The 16,967-nt window shown below is 37.0% G+C and carries 21 protein-coding genes; 13 read left to right on the forward strand and 8 right to left on the reverse strand.

Going from position 1 to position 16,967, the window contains the following annotated elements:
* The first annotated feature begins 26 nt into the window (after positions 1 to 26).
* The 4 genes from AB1278_RS18800 to AB1278_RS18815 are packed head-to-tail and all read left to right on the forward strand — an operon-like array spanning position 27 to position 3,288.
* Positions 27 to 656 carry an NUDIX hydrolase gene (locus tag AB1278_RS18800; RefSeq protein WP_110011656.1) on the forward strand — a complete coding sequence of 210 codons (630 nt, stop codon included), beginning with the start codon at positions 27 to 29 and terminating at the stop codon, positions 654 to 656.
* A 27-nt stretch (positions 657 to 683) separates the two neighbouring features.
* Entirely contained in the window at positions 684 to 1,490 is an 807-nt protein-coding gene (locus AB1278_RS18805) for a lysophospholipid acyltransferase family protein (protein WP_062675350.1), read from the forward strand.
* A gap of 16 nt (positions 1,491 to 1,506) precedes the next feature.
* The gene (locus AB1278_RS18810) at positions 1,507 to 1,944 is read left to right on the forward strand and encodes a hypothetical protein (protein WP_202843226.1); all 438 of its coding nucleotides are present in this window, start codon (positions 1,507 to 1,509) and stop codon (positions 1,942 to 1,944) included.
* 6 nt (positions 1,945 to 1,950) lie between these two features.
* Positions 1,951 to 3,288: a UDP-N-acetylmuramate--L-alanine ligase gene (locus tag AB1278_RS18815; protein WP_343641527.1), complete on the forward strand. Its 1,338-nt coding sequence runs from the start codon at positions 1,951 to 1,953 to the stop codon at positions 3,286 to 3,288.
* Between the two features lie 46 nt (positions 3,289 to 3,334).
* Here the strand turns inward: AB1278_RS18815 and AB1278_RS18820 are convergent, their stop codons facing one another.
* From AB1278_RS18820 to AB1278_RS18830, 3 genes are all read right to left on the reverse strand, one after another.
* Entirely contained in the window at positions 3,335 to 3,949 is a 615-nt protein-coding gene (locus AB1278_RS18820; RefSeq protein ID WP_202843230.1) for a hypothetical protein, read from the reverse strand.
* Positions 3,950 to 4,023: 74 nt separating this feature from the next.
* Positions 4,024 to 5,082, reverse strand: coding sequence for an NAD(P)H-dependent flavin oxidoreductase (locus tag AB1278_RS18825; RefSeq protein WP_202843232.1), 1,059 nt, complete (start codon positions 5,080 to 5,082; stop codon positions 4,024 to 4,026).
* Between the two features lie 169 nt (positions 5,083 to 5,251).
* On the reverse strand, positions 5,252 to 6,127 hold the full coding sequence (locus AB1278_RS18830; protein ID WP_202843234.1) for an aldo/keto reductase: 876 nt from the start codon (positions 6,125 to 6,127) through the stop codon (positions 5,252 to 5,254).
* A gap of 320 nt (positions 6,128 to 6,447) precedes the next feature.
* On the opposite strand from AB1278_RS18830, the gene AB1278_RS18835 reads away from it, so the two are divergent.
* The gene (locus AB1278_RS18835; protein WP_202843236.1) at positions 6,448 to 6,882 is read left to right on the forward strand and encodes a GNAT family N-acetyltransferase; all 435 of its coding nucleotides are present in this window, start codon (positions 6,448 to 6,450) and stop codon (positions 6,880 to 6,882) included.
* Positions 6,882 to 7,349 carry a GNAT family N-acetyltransferase gene (locus tag AB1278_RS18840; RefSeq protein WP_429816325.1) on the forward strand — a complete coding sequence of 156 codons (468 nt, stop codon included), beginning with the start codon at positions 6,882 to 6,884 and terminating at the stop codon, positions 7,347 to 7,349. The genes AB1278_RS18835 and AB1278_RS18840 overlap by 1 nt, the downstream gene beginning before the upstream one ends.
* On the opposite strand, the gene AB1278_RS18845 is transcribed toward AB1278_RS18840, so the two are convergent.
* Both AB1278_RS18845 and AB1278_RS18850 read right to left on the reverse strand, forming a co-directional pair.
* Positions 7,326 to 8,222 (reverse strand): LysR family transcriptional regulator, encoded by an 897-nt coding sequence (locus AB1278_RS18845; protein ID WP_202843240.1) that lies wholly within the window; start codon positions 8,220 to 8,222, stop codon positions 7,326 to 7,328. The genes AB1278_RS18840 and AB1278_RS18845 overlap by 24 nt on opposite strands.
* A gap of 40 nt (positions 8,223 to 8,262) precedes the next feature.
* Complete coding sequence (locus AB1278_RS18850; protein WP_429816327.1) at positions 8,263 to 9,009, reverse strand: metallophosphoesterase family protein; 747 nt, start codon at positions 9,007 to 9,009, stop codon at positions 8,263 to 8,265.
* A gap of 370 nt (positions 9,010 to 9,379) precedes the next feature.
* On the opposite strand from AB1278_RS18850, the gene AB1278_RS18855 reads away from it, so the two are divergent.
* From AB1278_RS18855 to AB1278_RS18880, 6 genes are all read left to right on the forward strand, one after another.
* Positions 9,380 to 9,997: an NAD(P)H-dependent oxidoreductase gene (locus AB1278_RS18855; protein ID WP_202843244.1), complete on the forward strand. Its 618-nt coding sequence runs from the start codon at positions 9,380 to 9,382 to the stop codon at positions 9,995 to 9,997.
* Positions 9,994 to 10,878 carry an NAD-dependent epimerase/dehydratase family protein gene (locus tag AB1278_RS18860; protein WP_202843246.1) on the forward strand — a complete coding sequence of 295 codons (885 nt, stop codon included), beginning with the start codon at positions 9,994 to 9,996 and terminating at the stop codon, positions 10,876 to 10,878. The genes AB1278_RS18855 and AB1278_RS18860 overlap by 4 nt, the downstream gene beginning before the upstream one ends.
* Positions 10,879 to 10,880: 2 nt before the next feature.
* Entirely contained in the window at positions 10,881 to 11,168 is a 288-nt protein-coding gene (locus AB1278_RS18865) for a putative quinol monooxygenase (protein WP_110010915.1), read from the forward strand.
* Between the two features lie 2 nt (positions 11,169 to 11,170).
* The gene (locus AB1278_RS18870) at positions 11,171 to 11,923 is read left to right on the forward strand and encodes a type 1 glutamine amidotransferase domain-containing protein (protein ID WP_429816331.1); all 753 of its coding nucleotides are present in this window, start codon (positions 11,171 to 11,173) and stop codon (positions 11,921 to 11,923) included.
* A 228-nt stretch (positions 11,924 to 12,151) separates the two neighbouring features.
* Positions 12,152 to 13,135, forward strand: a complete 984-nt coding sequence (locus AB1278_RS18875) for an aldo/keto reductase (RefSeq protein WP_429816334.1) — start codon at positions 12,152 to 12,154, stop codon at positions 13,133 to 13,135.
* A gap of 218 nt (positions 13,136 to 13,353) precedes the next feature.
* Entirely contained in the window at positions 13,354 to 14,322 is a 969-nt protein-coding gene (locus AB1278_RS18880) for a cyclase family protein (protein WP_202843252.1), read from the forward strand.
* Between the two features lie 474 nt (positions 14,323 to 14,796).
* On the opposite strand, the gene AB1278_RS18885 is transcribed toward AB1278_RS18880, so the two are convergent.
* The 3 genes from AB1278_RS18885 to AB1278_RS18895 form a co-directional block, all read right to left on the reverse strand.
* On the reverse strand, positions 14,797 to 15,240 hold the full coding sequence (locus AB1278_RS18885) for a carboxymuconolactone decarboxylase family protein (protein WP_202843254.1): 444 nt from the start codon (positions 15,238 to 15,240) through the stop codon (positions 14,797 to 14,799).
* Between the two features lie 8 nt (positions 15,241 to 15,248).
* The gene (locus AB1278_RS18890; protein ID WP_202843256.1) at positions 15,249 to 15,680 is read right to left on the reverse strand and encodes a DoxX family protein; all 432 of its coding nucleotides are present in this window, start codon (positions 15,678 to 15,680) and stop codon (positions 15,249 to 15,251) included.
* A gap of 63 nt (positions 15,681 to 15,743) precedes the next feature.
* Entirely contained in the window at positions 15,744 to 16,316 is a 573-nt protein-coding gene (locus tag AB1278_RS18895) for a Crp/Fnr family transcriptional regulator (protein WP_062675366.1), read from the reverse strand.
* A 65-nt stretch (positions 16,317 to 16,381) separates the two neighbouring features.
* On the opposite strand from AB1278_RS18895, the gene AB1278_RS18900 reads away from it, so the two are divergent.
* Positions 16,382 to 16,747, forward strand: a complete 366-nt coding sequence (locus tag AB1278_RS18900) for a DUF1304 domain-containing protein (protein WP_429816339.1) — start codon at positions 16,382 to 16,384, stop codon at positions 16,745 to 16,747.
* The last annotated feature ends 220 nt before the right edge of the window (positions 16,748 to 16,967 follow it).

The raw sequence follows: 16,967 nt of genomic DNA on the forward strand, positions 1-16,967 counted from the left end.
TCGAGATATATTGCTAAATTTGAGCTATGGAAAATTTTGGAAAAGATTTATTGAGAAAAATAAAAAGCGTGGAACTTCCCGGTGAGCACGCCCATGGAGTATTTTCACCTCCCTACCGCCCCGTTTTTACATATGATGAAGTATTGTCAAAGAATCCCAAATTTGCGGCGGTTAATATTGTTTTATATCTGAAAGACAACGAGTGGTATTTTCCATTGATCCAAAGGACAATTAATGAACACGACAGACACAGCGGACAGATATCTCTGCCCGGAGGAAAGCGTGAGGAAATGGACAGGGATTTTGCTGAAACGGCAGTTCGGGAAACCTCCGAAGAAATCGGAATAGATAAACATTATGTAAGAATCATCAGGGAAATGTCTCCGATTTATATTCCACCAAGCAATTTTTATGTCTATCCCTATATTTCTTATACAATAAAGAATCCTGCTTTCGTTCTTCAACAGACGGAAGCTGTGGAAACCATAGAATTTCCGATCACTTCCTTTTTAAACCTGTCGGACACCCCGGAAATCATGGCTTTGCCAAGTGCGGGCGGACATGAAGTGCCCGTGATTAATTTCAACGGATACATTATCTGGGGAGCTACAGCGATGATATTAAGTGAATTCAGTCAGTTGCTGAAAAAAATGTAACTTTGCACTACCGTGTTTAATTGAGAGATGGCGAAGAAAAATATTTTCACCGATGCATTCGGAACTCCTTATTTTTTGAAAAGGTTTATTATTTTTATTTTAGGAATTGTATCTTACAGAAGATTCAATGGCTTTAATAAGTTAAAAATAACCGGTACAGAACACCTTGTGGATCTTCCGGACTCTAACGTACTGTTTGTATCCAACCATCAGACCTATTTTGCAGATGTGGCGGCCATGTACCATGCCTTCTGTGCTGTGAACAACGGATATCTCAATACAATAAAAAACCCGATCTATCTTTTGAATCCGAAGATCGATTTTTACTATGTGGCAGCAGAGGAAACCATGAACAAAGGTATTCTTCCCAAAATTTTCAAAATTGCAGGAGCTGTAACGGTAAAAAGAACATGGAGATCTGAAGGGAAAAATGTAAACAGAATGGTGGACATGAGCGAGGTAGATAATATTATGAAAGCATTGGACAATGGCTGGGTAGCTACTTTCCCTCAAGGAACTACATCGGCTTTTGCACAGGGACGAAGAGGAACTGCCAAACTGGTAAAAAATCAGCGTCCTATTGTAATTCCAATCAAAATAAACGGATTCAGAAGAGCTTTTGATAAAAAAGGACTCCGCGTAAAGGTAACCGGTGTAAAACCTACGATGGAATTCAAAGCTCCTTTGGATATTGATTATGATAATGAAAAAGCACCGGAAATTTTATTGAAAATTATGACTGCCATTGAGCAGACAGAAGATTTCAATCTATTACACAGTTATGATGAAGAACTTAAAGCTAAAAAATTAGAACAAAAGGATTCAAATAATTAAAGTAAATAGAAAAATTATGAAAAAAATACTTGGAGTATTATTCGCAATCATAGTATTAGTTTCATGCAACAGCCAGAAAGTATATTCGGATTTTGATATCAGTTATTCGAAAAGCGGAGGCTTTGCTCCTGTCTATGAAAATCTTCTGATCAAAGGGAATAATGTACACTACTCTTTTGAAGGCCAGGGAAAAAAATATAAACAGGATTTTAAAATTTCAGATGAAGATTTAAAGAAACTGGATCAGGTTCTTTCTCAGAATAATTTCAGAAGAATACAGGAAGACCGTAAAAAATTGTACGACAATATTTCAACGTCCATCAATGTCAAGAAAGGTCCCAATGAAGGCAGTAAATCGGATGCGAGTATGATCATTCCGAATTATCAGACCAATTGGAACAATATTCTTGAAGCTTTCCAGCAGATCATTAATATTAATGTTAAAAAACAGTAAATACAATTGAAAACCCACTTCATTGCCATTGGCGGAAGCGCCATGCATAATCTCGCCATCGCATTAAAAGACAAAGGATATCAGGTTACAGGTTCTGATGACGCTATTTTTGAGCCTTCAAAGACCCGTTTGGAAAAGAAAGGAATTCTGCCTCAGGAAATGGGCTGGTTCCCGGAAAAGATTACTCCGGATATTGATGCTGTTATTCTCGGGATGCATGCCCACCAGGATAATCCTGAACTGGCAAGAGCAAAAGAACTGGGCCTGAAAATATATTCTTACCCTGAATTCCTGTACGAACAGTCTAAAAACAAGACAAGAGTTGTTATTGCAGGATCACATGGTAAAACAACCATTACTTCAATGATTCTTCACGTTTTGAATTTCCATCAGAAAGATGTGGACTTCATGGTAGGTGCACAGCTTGAAGGTTTTGACTGTATGGTAAAACTGACTCAGGATAATGATTTCATGGTACTGGAAGGTGATGAATACCTTTCCTCTCCTATTGATCTACGTTCTAAGTTTTTACTGTATCAGCCGAATATCGCTTTAATGAGCGGCATCGCATGGGATCATATCAATGTATTCAAAACATTTGATGATTATATTGATCAGTTCAGAAAGTTTGTAGCAAGCATTACGGCAGGCGGAGTTCTTGTGTATAATGAAGAAGATCCGGAAGTAGTGAAAGTAGTGGAAAATGCAGAAAATTATTTCAGAAAAATCCCTTACAAAACTCCTGAATACGAAATCAATAATGGTAAAGTATATTTAAAAACTGAAATGGGAGATGTTCCGCTTTCTGTTTTTGGAGCACACAACCTGCTGAACCTTGAAGGTGCAAGACATATCTGCCAGCAATTGGGTATTATGGATGAGGATTTCTATGAGGCAATCATGAGTTTCAAAGGAGCTTCCAAGCGTCTGGAAAAAGTGGAAAGAGAAGATAAGGGAATCCTTTACAAAGATTTTGCCCATGCACCAAGTAAGGTAAAGGCTGCGGTAAAAGCCTTTGCAGAGCAATTTAAAAATAATAAGAAATACGGATTCCTGGAGCTTCATACCTATTCCAGTCTGAATCCGGCTTTCCTTGAGCAATATGATCATGCAATGGACGGTCTGGAGGAAGCTGTAGTTTTCTATTCTGAAGATGCCTTGAAGATCAAGAGAATGGAACCTATCTCTCCTGAATTTATCAAAGAAAAATTCAAGAATGAAAAGCTAAAGGTTTTCACGAATGCTGAAGATCTACACGCCTACTGGAATACATTGGATAAAACAGATGGTGTTTATCTCATGATGAGTTCCGGAAATTTTGGTGGATTAGACTTAACAAAATAAATAAAAAGCTTCAGAAATTCAATCTGAAGCTTTTTTATTACGTATACTAATTATCATTCAATTTTTTGTTATTGGTCAGTTCGATACTTTTTATGGAACCTATCGGAGCTATTTTTATCGTTTTATTTCCTTTAGCAAGATAAATATAATACATACTGTTGGATCCTATCAGATGTACCTGATCAAAGCTTTCATCTCCATAGTTTAATTTATAGTCATATTTAAGCTTATTCTCCTTGATCTTCCTGGTGAGCCCAAGACCTTCCCCCCATCCTATTCCTACAAAGAAAGACAATAACATCATGGCAAGAAATCTCACAAACATATTGGTAAAATGATTCTCAATAGCTTCTTTACTCATGTTTTCATGTTCTTTAAGAGATGCCATTTGTAATGCCCAACGTTTATTTTTATTAGCTTGTTTCGATAAAAAAGAGGGAAAAGCAAATGAAAATACAACAACCCCAATCAGGGCAATCAATATAATAGGATGAGCTGTTAAAGTAGCAATCGGACTTATCAGAATGTCCATGATTGTTGAATACTTGAGAATATTGATATTGATCTGATAGTAGAATACACTTTCTTTTAGTATTCCCATTATGACGAGAAAAAGATATCCGAATGGAAGTGATCTCTGAATTCCTTCTGAATATTTCATGGATATATTGGCTGGTTTTAGTTTTTATATTTCACGAAAATAGAAAATTACCAGCAAATGGAAAACATATGGATCTACATTTCACATTCTTTGATCAGTTTCTTTAAAATTTCCTCTGTAGACTGTTCGCTGTACTGGTGAATAGACTGTCCCACCCAGATTCCTGCAAACTCTGGATTTTGCAGAGCTTTAGCTGCTTTTCGTAAGGCATTGGTCAGTTTGTTCTGATAAGGATATGGTAAAATATATTCTGAATTTTCAACCGTTTCTATAAATTTGTTTTTCACTCCTCTTGCATACCGCCCGGAAAAGCTCTTCGTGAGAACAATTTCTTCTTCTCTTACCCTTTTCAATCTTTCTTTTTCAAAAGGCAATAAAGCGCTTTCCTGAGAAGCCAGCAAAAGATTACCCACCTGAAAACCCTGGGCACCTAAGTCTTTAACGGCTTGTAATGTTTTTGCTCCATAAATTCCTCCCGCATAGATCAAAGGAACATTTACCTGATCGTAGATCTGTGACAATAAAGATAATCCTCCGATCTGAGGAATATTTTCAGATTCAAAACTACCTCTGTGGCCACCAGCTTCTATTCCCTGCACACAAATAATATCAATACCGGATTTTTCAAGCAACAAAGCTTCCTTCACAGAAGTACAGGTACCAATAAGAGTCACTCCGTTTTCATGTAATTTCTGAATACTTTTATCATCAAGATTTCCGAATGTAAAGCTTACAATTTTACATCCTTCTTCAATAATGGCATCAACCTGTTCATGATAGCTGTTGACACTGATTTCTTCGATGTCGGGAAGATTTACTTCTATATTATTTTCTCTGGCCAGCTCTTCAATAAACTGCTTGGTTTTGCTATATTTTTCTTTTAAATCGTCCGTCACTTCAGGAATGTGATGGACAAATATATTGGCAGCAAACGGCTTATCAGTCAGTTCTTTTGTTTCCCTGATCAATTCCACAGAATGATCTGCCGAAAGATCAGCCAGTGCCAGTGATCCCAGACAGCCTGCTTTTGCAGCGGCAACAGCCATTTGTACAGTACTTACCCCAAACATCGGAGCCTGAATGAGAGGATATTGTATTCCTAGTTTTTTACTGATTGTATCGGGCCAGAACATAAAAAATTATTTTAATTAAAAGGTACAAAAAATAAGAGCACCTCATTTTCAACAGGATATGATATTCCTCACCCTGAATGAAAATACAATTCCCACAGATCACACGAATGTCACAGATCGTAATCTGAACTAGTGAAAACTGCGGGAATATTTTGATTCTTTATTTTTATTAAATATCTGCTACAGAATTTAGCATTTTTTGTTCCCATTCAGGATCTTTAGGATCAAAGAACAATCTTTTTCCAGTATCTAAAGAACGGACAACATTCATTTCATCTTCTGTCAGCTCAAAATCAAATACGTTAAAGTTTTCTTCAATTCTTGATGGTGTCACAGATTTTGGAATCACAACGAAACCTTCCTGAAGGTGCCATCTCAAGATTACCTGAGCTACGGTTTTACCATATTTTTCGGCAATGGCTTTCAGTTCAGGATTGCTTAAAAGATTAGCGTTACCATTTCCCAGCGGGCTCCATGGCTGTGTTATGATATTATTTTCTCTGTCATACACCTGCAGTTCTTTCTGCTGAAATACAGGATGCAGCTCAATCTGATTGATAACCGGTAAAACAGTTGAATTTGCTTTTAATTCTTCAAGTTTTTCGACGGTAAAATTACATACTCCAATTGCTTTGATCTTCCCCTCCTGATAAAGCTCTTCCAAAGCTTTCCATGTTCCCAGAAAATCTCCATACGGCCAGTGGATAAGATACATATCAAGATAATCCATCTGTAATCTGTCCAATGTTCTCTGAAAAGCGCTTTTCGCCTTTTCGTATCCATGATCCTGAACCCATACTTTGGAGGTGATAAACAGTTCGTCTCTGTTTACACCACTATTTTTTACGGCTGTACCTACTGCAGTTTCATTCTGATAAATAGCAGCGGTATCGATCATTCTATATCCTGTCTGAATAGCTTTGATTACTGCATTTTCACATTCTTTCAGATCTTCCATCTGCCATACTCCAAATCCTAAGGCCGGAATATCCACACCGTTATTTAATGTTACCACAGGTTGTCCTGTATAGGTTTTCTTTTGCATAAATCTTTATTTTAATGATTAATATAAAGTGATAAACAAATTTGCAATAAAAAATTGAAAATTCTGCCTACCATTTTTACTGTTTCTGTTAAAAAATTCTTATTCATAAGGTTTAAGATGATGTATAAACTACCCGTCTTTTTGCTTCACAAAAATCCACCTCTTCAGAGAAGGGGAATGTCTGTAGTCGATAAAACCTACTATGTTCACTTCTAACTTCTAACTTCTAACTTCTAACTTCCAGCTTCCAGCCTCAAAATTCACCCTTCTCCTGGCATCTCACCTCTATTTTCCCTATTTTTGCTCAAAATTTAAAAATCATGTCACAACATATCAGATTGGCTACAGCAGAGGATTATCCGAGAATTATGGAAATATGGGAATCAGCAGTAAAAGCAACACACGATTTTCTTGCTGAGGAAGATTTCAATTATTTTAAAGAAGTCATTCCAAGAGACTATCTTCCTAATCTGGAAGTGTATTTAATTACTGAAGATCATGAAACTAAAGGATTTGCTTCCGTAGCAGAAGGCAACCTGGAAATGCTTTTCATCCACAACGATACACGTGGAAAAGGCTATGGTAAAACACTTTATCAGTTTATGAAAGAAAAAACCGGACTGACCAAAGTAGATGTCAATGAACAAAACCCTCAGGCTATCGGTTTTTATGAAAAAATGGGTTTCAAAAAAGTCGGAAGATCTGAAAAAGATGGTTCAGGAAAAGATTATCCACTTATTCATATGAGTCTGTAATGGAAGATTTCACTTTTCATCAATTAAATTTCGATTCGGAAATTCCCTATCATCTCCTGTTATTGGCGGATGAAACCAAGGAAGCGATTAATCAATATATTTTCAATTCCGATATTTATCTTTTGCATAACGGTACTGAAAACATTGCAGTGATGGCATTGTACAGAAAAAGTGATACTGAACTGGAAATTAAAAATGTTGCCGTCATTGAAAGCTACCGTAGCAAAGGAATCGGAAGTATCCTGATGAACAAGGCTAAAGAAATTGCCAAAGAAAACCACTATAAAATACTGACTGTCGGAACCTCGGATACGGGATTCCAACAGATCAGATTTTATGAGAAAAACGGATTCATCAGAAGTGGAATTCTGAAAGACTTTTTTATTAAAAATTATCCTGATCCAATCTATGAAAACGGTTTACAGATGCGCGATATGGTTGTCTTAAGCCATCACCTGGCGGAATAAACCTTTAATGTGTTCTATTTCAGCCTGGTAATTGGTTTTCTTACGACATCCGAAATACAGTGTGTTTTCCAGTTTCTTTTTTCCTTCCCAGATCAGCTGTACTTCACCGCTTTCGATATCATTCCTGCAAAGAAAATCAGGTACAACAGCTAATCCTGTTCCTCCCTTCAGACAGCGGATAATTGAATTCAGGTTGGGAACGATATAATTGGGGCGGAAATTCGGTTTATGACCAAAATTTAAGGTCCAGAACTGGAAAAGGTGTTCCATATCTCCGGTGGTTCCATACCATTTTTCATTCTTCAGCCACTCTTCAATCTGCTCTGCATCTTTTGTTTTCAGCACTTTATTGAAAGCTGCTTTATCTACATCTTTCCCTCCGACCAGAATAATTTGTTCCGAAGAGAAGGCTTCATGCTCGATATTGGGTGAAGACCCTTTTTTAGGAGTAATGATAAGATCGAGAATTCCTTTATCCAATTGATCCAGCATTTCAGGATATTCTCCAAAACTGATGATCAGATTAAAAGGTAATGAAGAAACATATTGCTCCAGAGTAGTCTGAAAAGTCTCAAAACACATCCCTACACTGATGGTAGGTGTATGTTTCTCTGTAGATTTCTGAAAATTCTTTTCTACATCTTCCAGCTTAGTGAGCGGTTCAGCAACTGCATTAAACAATACTTTACCACGCTCTGTCGGAATCATTTTTCTACCGGTCCTGTCAAACAGCTTGTAACCCACATAAGCTTCCAGTGAACTTAAGTGGAGGCTTACTCCCGGCTGTGATATGAATAAAGCATCAGCAGCACCCGTCAATGTCCCGGTTTTATAGATCGCCTTAAAAGTACGATACCATTCTAAATTAACCATGACTTAATTATTAATATTATAATGCAAAGTTACAAAATAATTATAATATTAATACATTTTCATTCTTAAGAAACGAAGCATAATAATCCGGAATCCCGCTTTCATGTATCTGTCGGACAGTTTCATCAATCGGATAAGATAACTGTACAATTTCAGGGGTGATTTTTTCTTCATCCAAAGTCAGTACCAGATAAGAAGCCAGTCTGTTTTCTTCTTTGGAGCGGCCTACAGAACCGCAATTAACGGCCCATGTATTATTTCCGAACTGTTTTTTAAATGATAAATGGGTATGTCCCATTACGATCAGATCGGCTTTTGCCCATTCCAGCATAGATGTAAAAACCTCATCATTTTCTGATTCATACAAATAAGTATCATTGCTTTCAAGACTGGAATGAACCAGCTGGATGTTCCAGTGCTTTTTACCTGTTTTGTAATTTAACTTTAAGTGAAAAGGCAGCCCGGAAAGAAATTTTTTATTCGGTTCTGTAATATGTTTTTTAGAATGATCTATCGCAATGAATCTGGCATTCGTCTCTTCTTCTGAATGCTTAGGCAAAGGAACAACAGGAATATCAAAAGCAATTCTTTCATCATGATTTCCCATCAGACATGGAATGTTCAGACTTCTTATTTTTTCTATTACTTCATTTCCCCAGGGCGCAAAATCTACCAGATCTCCCAGGCAGAATTTTTGGCTTATTCCCCTCTGCTCAATATCCTTTAATACCACTTCCAGTGCAGGAAGATTTCCATGCACATCACTAAAAACAGCTATCTGTATCATTGTCCTTCAATTTGTTAGGCAAATTTACCTGTCGGAAAATAATTCCGGTTCAGGGATTATATGATATTTTACCATGAAAGGGGAAATTGTCAATCGTCAATTTTTGCTTCGCAAAGTCAATAGTGAATGATTAACTGCTGATTAGAAATACCTGTATATACAAACAAATCGGCTGCACTTAATCCAGGACCACGTACCCCAAAACTCGTAAAAAATTCACAAGCGAAGCGTATTGACCATTGACCATTCACATATATAACCTTACCTCCAAACTATAATTTAAATAATAATTCCCTATAATTTATATTATTTTTATTATACAATAATCTGATCTAACTTTGCAGAGTAAAATTTAAACAATCATAAAAAAATGAAAAAAGTACTAATCATCAACGGAGGACAGAATTTCGGACATTCCGGAGGAAAATATAATCAGACTATCGCAGACAATACATTAGCCGTTCTTAAAGAATTTGAAAATGTAGAAGTAAAGATAACGAATGTAAGTGAAAATTATGACAAACATGAAGAAGTGCAGAAGTTTGTCTGGGCAGATTACATCATTTACCACACTCCTATCTGGTGGTTCCAGCTTCCGAACGGATTGAAAAAATATATTGACGAAGTCTTCACGGCAGGTCATGCAAAAGGAATTTATATGAGCGACGGAAGAAAGGCTGAGAGTCCTGAAATCAACTATGGTACAGGAGGAATGCTTGGCGGGAGAAAATATATGTTAACAACAAGCTGGAATGCTCCTGCAACTGCTTTCACACTTCCCGGAGAATTCTTTAATGAAAAAAGCGTGGACGAAGGTCCTTTATTTGGATTCCACAGAATGAATGCCTTTGTTTCAATGGAAAAAATGGAAAGCTTCCACTTCCACGATGTGGAGAAAAACGCCAATATAGAACGCGATATGAAGCTTTACAAAGAACATGTGAGAAATGTTTTTGAAAAAGAATTAAGATCTGAACTGGTATCATGAAAAAAATACTGATCACAGGTATTACCGGCTATATAGGCGGAACTATCGCAAAAAAACTCCTCGACAGGAATTATGAAGTGACAGGACTAGTTCGTAATGAAACCCATGTGCAGGAACTGGAATCATTAGGAATCAAAACCATTGTGGGAAATATTCATGAGGAAGACCTCATCAGAACAGCGGTTTCTGATATTGATGCTGTGATCCATAATGCAGATTCAGCAGATGATGCGTATGCAGCAGATAACTTTATCAAAGCTCTGGAAGGAAGTCAGAAAACCTTTATATTCACTTCAGGCTCTGCCATTTTTGGTGGAAAAGAGAATGGTAAAAAAAGTGACTTTATATTCAGAGAAGATTTCCCTTTGCAGCCAAGACTGGAAATGGCATCAAGAGTATTGATCAACAATTACGTCCTGCAATCTGCCAGCAAAGGCATACGAAGTATTGTTATTGTTCCTACCATGGTTTACGGAGAAGGTTTAGGAATTAAAAAAGACAGCATTCAGATTCCGGCTCTTATCAACTTTTCTAAGGAGAAAGGGCATGGAGTTTATTTTGGTGAAGGTGAAAATATCTGGTCCAACTTACATATTGAAGATCTCGCAGATCTGTATGTACTCGCATTGGAAAAAGCAAAAGGAGGCTCTATCTATTATGCAGAAAACGGTTCATCTTCTCTGAAAAACATTGCAGAAAAGATCAGTAAAAAATATAACTTACAATCAGCTAAATCATTAAGCATACAGGATGCGGTTGACAAATTTGGTCCTGCAGGAGGTTATTTCGGTTTTGCATCCAACAGCAGATGCAGTTCAGATAAAGCTAAAGCAGAACTGGATTGGAAACCTATCTATAACTCTATTGAAAATTTTATTTAATTATGAAAATTCATCTTACAGCCATTATAAAATCCAAGGAAGAACATCAGGCAGAAGTACTGGAAGTTCTTCAGAATATGGTAAAAGAAACAAGAAAAGAAGAAGCTTGCGAGCTTTACAGCCTTCACCAGGGAATTGAAGACAAAAATGAATTTGTTTTCTACGAAATCTGGAAAAGTAAAGAAGGACTGGATCAGCACAATCAGCAGCCTTATATCCAGGCTTTCGGAGCTTTGGTTGAGGAGAAACTTCAGGAAAAACCACAGATTTATACCACCAATCTTATTTAACAATGAAAAAATTAGTGTTTTTAATGCTTGCGGTCTTTACGATAGGATTCGTACAGGCAAAAACCAAAAAATCAAAGAATATGAAAAAGAAAATATTATTCGTCGTAACCAGTCATGACAAAAAAGGCAGTACAGGTGAAGATACAGGATATTATCTGGGTGAAGTTTCTCATCCGTGGGAAGTTCTTCACAAGGCAGGATATGAAATAGACTTTGTAAGTCCGAAAGGCGGAACTCCTCCGGTAGACGGCTTCGATTTGAAAGATCCTGTCAACAAAGAATTCTGGGAGAACAAGGAATATAAAAACAAAATTGATCACTCAATGACTCCGTCACAGGTCGATCCTAAAGAATATTCAACCATCTTTTATGCAGGAGGACACGGAGCAATGTGGGATTTTGCAGACAATAAGGAACTTTCAGATATCGCTTCCAAAATTTATGAAAACGGAGGTATTGTTGCCGGAGTATGTCATGGTCCCGCAGGTTTGGTGAATATCAAACTGAATAACGGGAAATATCTTGTAGACGGTAAAAAAATCAATGCTTTTACCAATGAAGAGGAATCTGAAGTAAAATTAACAAACGTTGTTCCATTCTTACTGGAAGATAAACTGAAAGAAAGAGGAGCAAAATTTGAAAAATCTGGGCTTTGGCAGAATCATGTGGTAACCGATCAGAGAGTGATCACAGGACAGAATCCACAGTCAGCAAAAAGCGTTGGAGAAGCTATCGTAAAGGAATTAAATAAGTAACAAACAATTTTTAACCACAAAAGTCACAACAGTTTTCAGTCACTTAAGTAAAAAAAGATGCTATTCAGAATACAGAGAAGAACACTTAAGTTCTTTTTAAATCCGAAAAGTTCTTAGAAGTGTCACTATTGAAACAGCGAGAATTCCCCTCCTCCGGAGGGGTGGCGAAAATTCAAAGAATTTTTGACGGGGTGGTTTAACACAACAACAATTTTTAAACAAACAAAAATGGAATATAGAAAATTAGGAAACACAGATTTAGAATTATCAACTATCACACACGGTGCTTTTGCTATTGGTGGAAATATGTGGGGCGGTAATGAAAAACAGGATTCTATCAATTCTATTCACGCATCATTAGATCATGGTGTAACTTCTATCGACACGGCTCCATTCTATGGTTTCGGACTGAGTGAAGAAATGATCGGTGAAGCTATCAAAGGAAAAGACCGTTCAAAAATTCAGCTTTTAACAAAATTTGGATTGGTATGGGACGGAAGCAACAACGGAAAAGGAGAATTTTTCTTTGATGCAGAAGATGAAGGAAAAACACTTCCGGTTTATAAGCTGGCTTCAAAAGAAAACATCATCAAAGAAGTTGAAGAGAGTTTAAAAAGATTAGGTACAGATTATATTGACCTTTTACAGCTTCACTGGCCGGACAGCACAACGCCTATCTCTGAAACTATGGAAGCAATGGAACTATTGATCCAGCAGGGAAAAATCCGTGCTGCTGGAGTAAGCAACTACAGCGTGGCTCAGATGGAAGAAGCTAACAGGACTTTAAACCTTGCCAGCAACCAGGTTTCTTACAGTATGCTAAACCGTGCAATCGAAAATGATCTTGTTCCGTATTCTCTGGAAAACAATTCTGGAATTATCGTGTACAGCCCGATGGAAAGAGGTCTTTTAACCGGTAAATATTTCAAGGAAACCCAATTGAAAGATAACGACCACAGAAACGGATATTTCTCTCAGTTTGATCTGAATAAGGTAAAAACTTTCTTAGAAAAAATTGAGCCTATTGCACAGGAAAAAGGAGCCAGCCTTTCTCAACTGGTATTAAGATGGACTACGTTACAACCAGCTATTACAGTTGTATTGGCAGGAGCAAGAAATGCACACCAAGCCATCGAAAACGCAAAGGCAATGTCTATCGACCTTTCACAGGAAGAATTGAACTTCATCAATTCAGCTTTAAGCGAAATATAATACAAAGCTGGAAGAAGGGGCAGGAAGATGGAAGTTATTGATGTCGGATAACCAATAGATTGGTTTACGATTGAACTTCAACTGTCATTCCGACGAAGGAGGAATCTCTTTGTTACATGCAGAAAAGTGCATAGAAACCACCTAATTATCAATACACTAATAGAACTTCCCTCTCCCAGCTTCTGCTTCCCTCTTTTAACCCCCAAATCTTTTTAAAAATGAAAAATAATCTGATCAGAATGTTCGGGTTAGCTACACTATTGACTATCAACAGCATTAATTTAAAAGCTCAGACACTCGTCAATCCTGAAGATAAATCATGGTATCCTTCGGCTTACGGTACGAAAGATGAGATTGGAGCAGCCAATCTGTTAACACCGGAAGTTGTAAAACAAGCACTAGGACTGGTAAAACAAGGTAAAACGTTAGCACTTGCCGTTCCTATTGATAAAAACCTGCCTGCTTTCAGACACAGAAGTTTTAATTTATACAATATCCAACCCGGAGAACAGGGCGGAAAAAGCATAGGTCCTAATAAATTCACCTTCAATGATGAATTAGTAAACGGATGGACCGGAGTTGGAACACAACTGAACGGTATCGGACACATTGGTATTGACAACACTTACTATAACGGGAACAAGGCAACAGATTTCGTAACCGTAGAAGGCGTAAAAAAACTGGGTGTTGAAAAAGTACCTCCTTTCGTTACCCGAGGTGTAGTGCTTGATATGACTGCTCATTATGGAAAATCAATTGTGCCGGGAGGAACAGAATTTACGGTTGAAGACATTAAATCCGTTTTAAAGAAACAAGGACTTACTCTGCGAAAAGGTGATATCGTTCTTTTCAACACCGGATGGCTTGAATTGATCGGTAAAAACAACCAGCAATTTCTGGAAACAGAACCCGGAATAGGAATGGATGCCGCAAAATGGCTTGCCGACCAGGGAATCGTAGCTTTTGGTGGCGACACCTGGGCTTCTGAAGTCTATCCTAACCCAAAAAGTAAGGAAGAATTTCCCATCAATCAGTTTATGCTGGCTAAAAAAGGAATTTATAACCTGGAGCTGATAGACAGCCGTCCTTTGGTAAAACAAAAAGTCTGGGAATTTCTATTTGTGCTGGGACAGCCTTTGTATGTAGGTTCTACTCAGGTGAATGTAAATCCTGTGGCGATTTATTAATTTAAATGCTTACAGTAGGTTGTTTAAAATTTTATATTTATTATTTTAACCACAAAAGGCACAAAAGTTTTTTCAGAACCAAGCCTCATACGTAATAAGTACACCTTAGTTTTGTGAAAATCTCTGATTTTCATCTTGTGTGAACTTTTCTGCAGTATCATTTCAAACTTACTTAAGTGAACTCAAGTGTTTTAAAATGAACCCTTTTGTGACTTTTGTGGTTTGGTAAAATTCAAACAACTTTTATATCCGAGAAACGAAGAGACAATGTAGTTCTGTTTAAAAAAATAAAATTAACCTTAGAATTTATTTTTAGAATTAATACCCAAACTGTGTTACATTGTCAATTTGAATTTTACATTAAAACGGCCTTTCAAAAATTTGAAAGGCCGTTTTTATAAAAAGTAAACATCCGTAATTACGCAGTCTTCATCAACTTCCATCTTTCTTCCATCACTCAACTTCCTGACTCCGTTATTTTGCAATTGGAATATGCGTGCTCACTGCAATTCTGTTCCAGGCATTGATGGTAATAATCGCCATAATAATCTGAGCGATCTGGTGATCATCAAAGAATTTTTTAGCCTTCTGGAAAGTTTCTTCTGATAATCCGTTTTGACTGATCAGTGTAATTTCCTCTGTCATTGCCAAAAGTACCTGCTCTTCTTCAGTGAAAAATTCTTTCGCTTCTGTCCATCCGTTCAGAATAAAGATTCTTTGAGGATTTTCACCGTATTTGATGGCATCTTTGGTGTGCATATCAAGGCAGAACGCACATTTATTGATCTGTGAAGCCCTGATTTTAATTAATTCCTTCTGAATATGGGTTAAAGAAGTGGTCTGTAAGTATGCTTCTAATCCCATCATTGCTTTGTAAGCTGCTGAATCTACTGTTGCAATATTTAATCTTGCGCTCATAATATGTATTATTTTTTGGTTAATTGATCTATACTTAAAGAATAATGCTGCTGTACCGCCAGTAAAAGAGCGGCTGCACTTCCCACCCATACAGAATAGTTTAGTGGGGCTTTGGAACCTGATGCAATGGTCATAGAGATGGCAAAAACGAGTAGCAGTGCACTGCTTCCATAGGCTGCAAACTTTGTTTTAAATCCAAAAATAAGCATCAAAGGAAAAAGAATTTCTAAAAAGGTTGCGGTATACGCTGAAACCGTACTCAAAGCTTCCGGAAGAAAAAAGGTAAGCTGTCTTGTGTATTCTTTAAAACGCTCCATGTTTCCCCATGAAGAATTTTCTTTGCTCCATAATCCGAACCTGTCTGCTACTGCAGAAAGCATCGTAACGGCGAGAGCCAGTCTTAAAAAAAGTTGCGGAAATTGATATTTTTGATCTGTCATTGCATTAACTTTTAATCACATGACAAATTTCCGTCTTCTGATCCGTAAAAAACTTAAACTGGTTTAAGATCGTAATTTTGCTCTGATTTCACTCAGATATTCCGGAGTAAGATTCAAAAATGAGGCAATCAGATATTGAGGAATCCTTTGAATAAACCACGGATACAATGTACTGAAATGCATATAAAGTTCTTCTCTGGACATCTCATATAAATAACGGATTCTGCGTTCCGCAGCAGCATATGCCCGCTGATAGATCATGCGGAAATACCTTTCCATAATAGGATGCTTTTGTAATAATTCTTCCTGGCGCTCCAGATCAATCACCAAAACGGAAGAAGGTTCTACCGCCTGTATAGAAAAGTTAGTTTGTATCTGCCTTTCGTAAGAAAATGTATCTGTAATCCACCAGTTTTCAATGGCAAATTCCGTCGTCTGCTCTACTCCTTTTTCATTGATAAAAAACTTTCTCAGACATCCTTTCACTACAAAATACATGGTTCGGCATACTTCACCTTCCAGCACCAGATTTTGCTTCTTTTTAACATCCATTACCTCAAAAAATGATACAATAGAAGTATATTCTTCGTCAGTTACCGTAATAAATTTGTTTAAATGTGATTTGAATGAATCCATTGTAAGATTTAATACTCAAACTTAACTTTATTTTTTTAGTTTTACAATGAGAAAAATATTGAATCATGGAAATCGTTGCTAAAATTCTGATCGCTGTCGTTGCACTGGAACACCTTTATATTCTTTGGATGGAAATGTTCGCATGGGAAACCAAAGGAAAAGAAGTTTTTAAAGCAGCTCTGCCTGCAGAAATGTTTAAACCAACGAAAGGACTTGCTGCCAACCAGGGACTTTACAATGGTTTCCTGGCTGCCGGACTGATCTGGTCATTCCTGATTAAAGATCCGCAATGGCAGACCAATGTGGCATTATTCTTTTTAGGATGTGTAGCTGTGGCCGGAATCTACGGAGCCCTTTCTGCCACTAAAAAAATATTTTTCGTTCAGGCATTACCTGCCATTCTTGCTATTATTGCCATTTTATTGAAATAATCTTACAGGTTATCTTTTAAAATAATTACCATATCCATCTCTCTTACCTTTAATGATAAGAGAAAATTCATCATGAAACCACCTCTTTAAAACTATATTGAAAATCAACAATTTACATAGGTAAAAATCCATTTAATATAAAATTCGTAAATTTGCACCGTCATAAAAAATTGATAGACAGTTTTTTGATGCTGGCAAGCATTTTGATGAAATGTAGCCA

The organism is Chryseobacterium sp. NRRL B-14798 (assembly GCF_050470705.1).
Classification (GTDB): domain Bacteria; phylum Bacteroidota; class Bacteroidia; order Flavobacteriales; family Weeksellaceae; genus Chryseobacterium; species Chryseobacterium cupriresistens.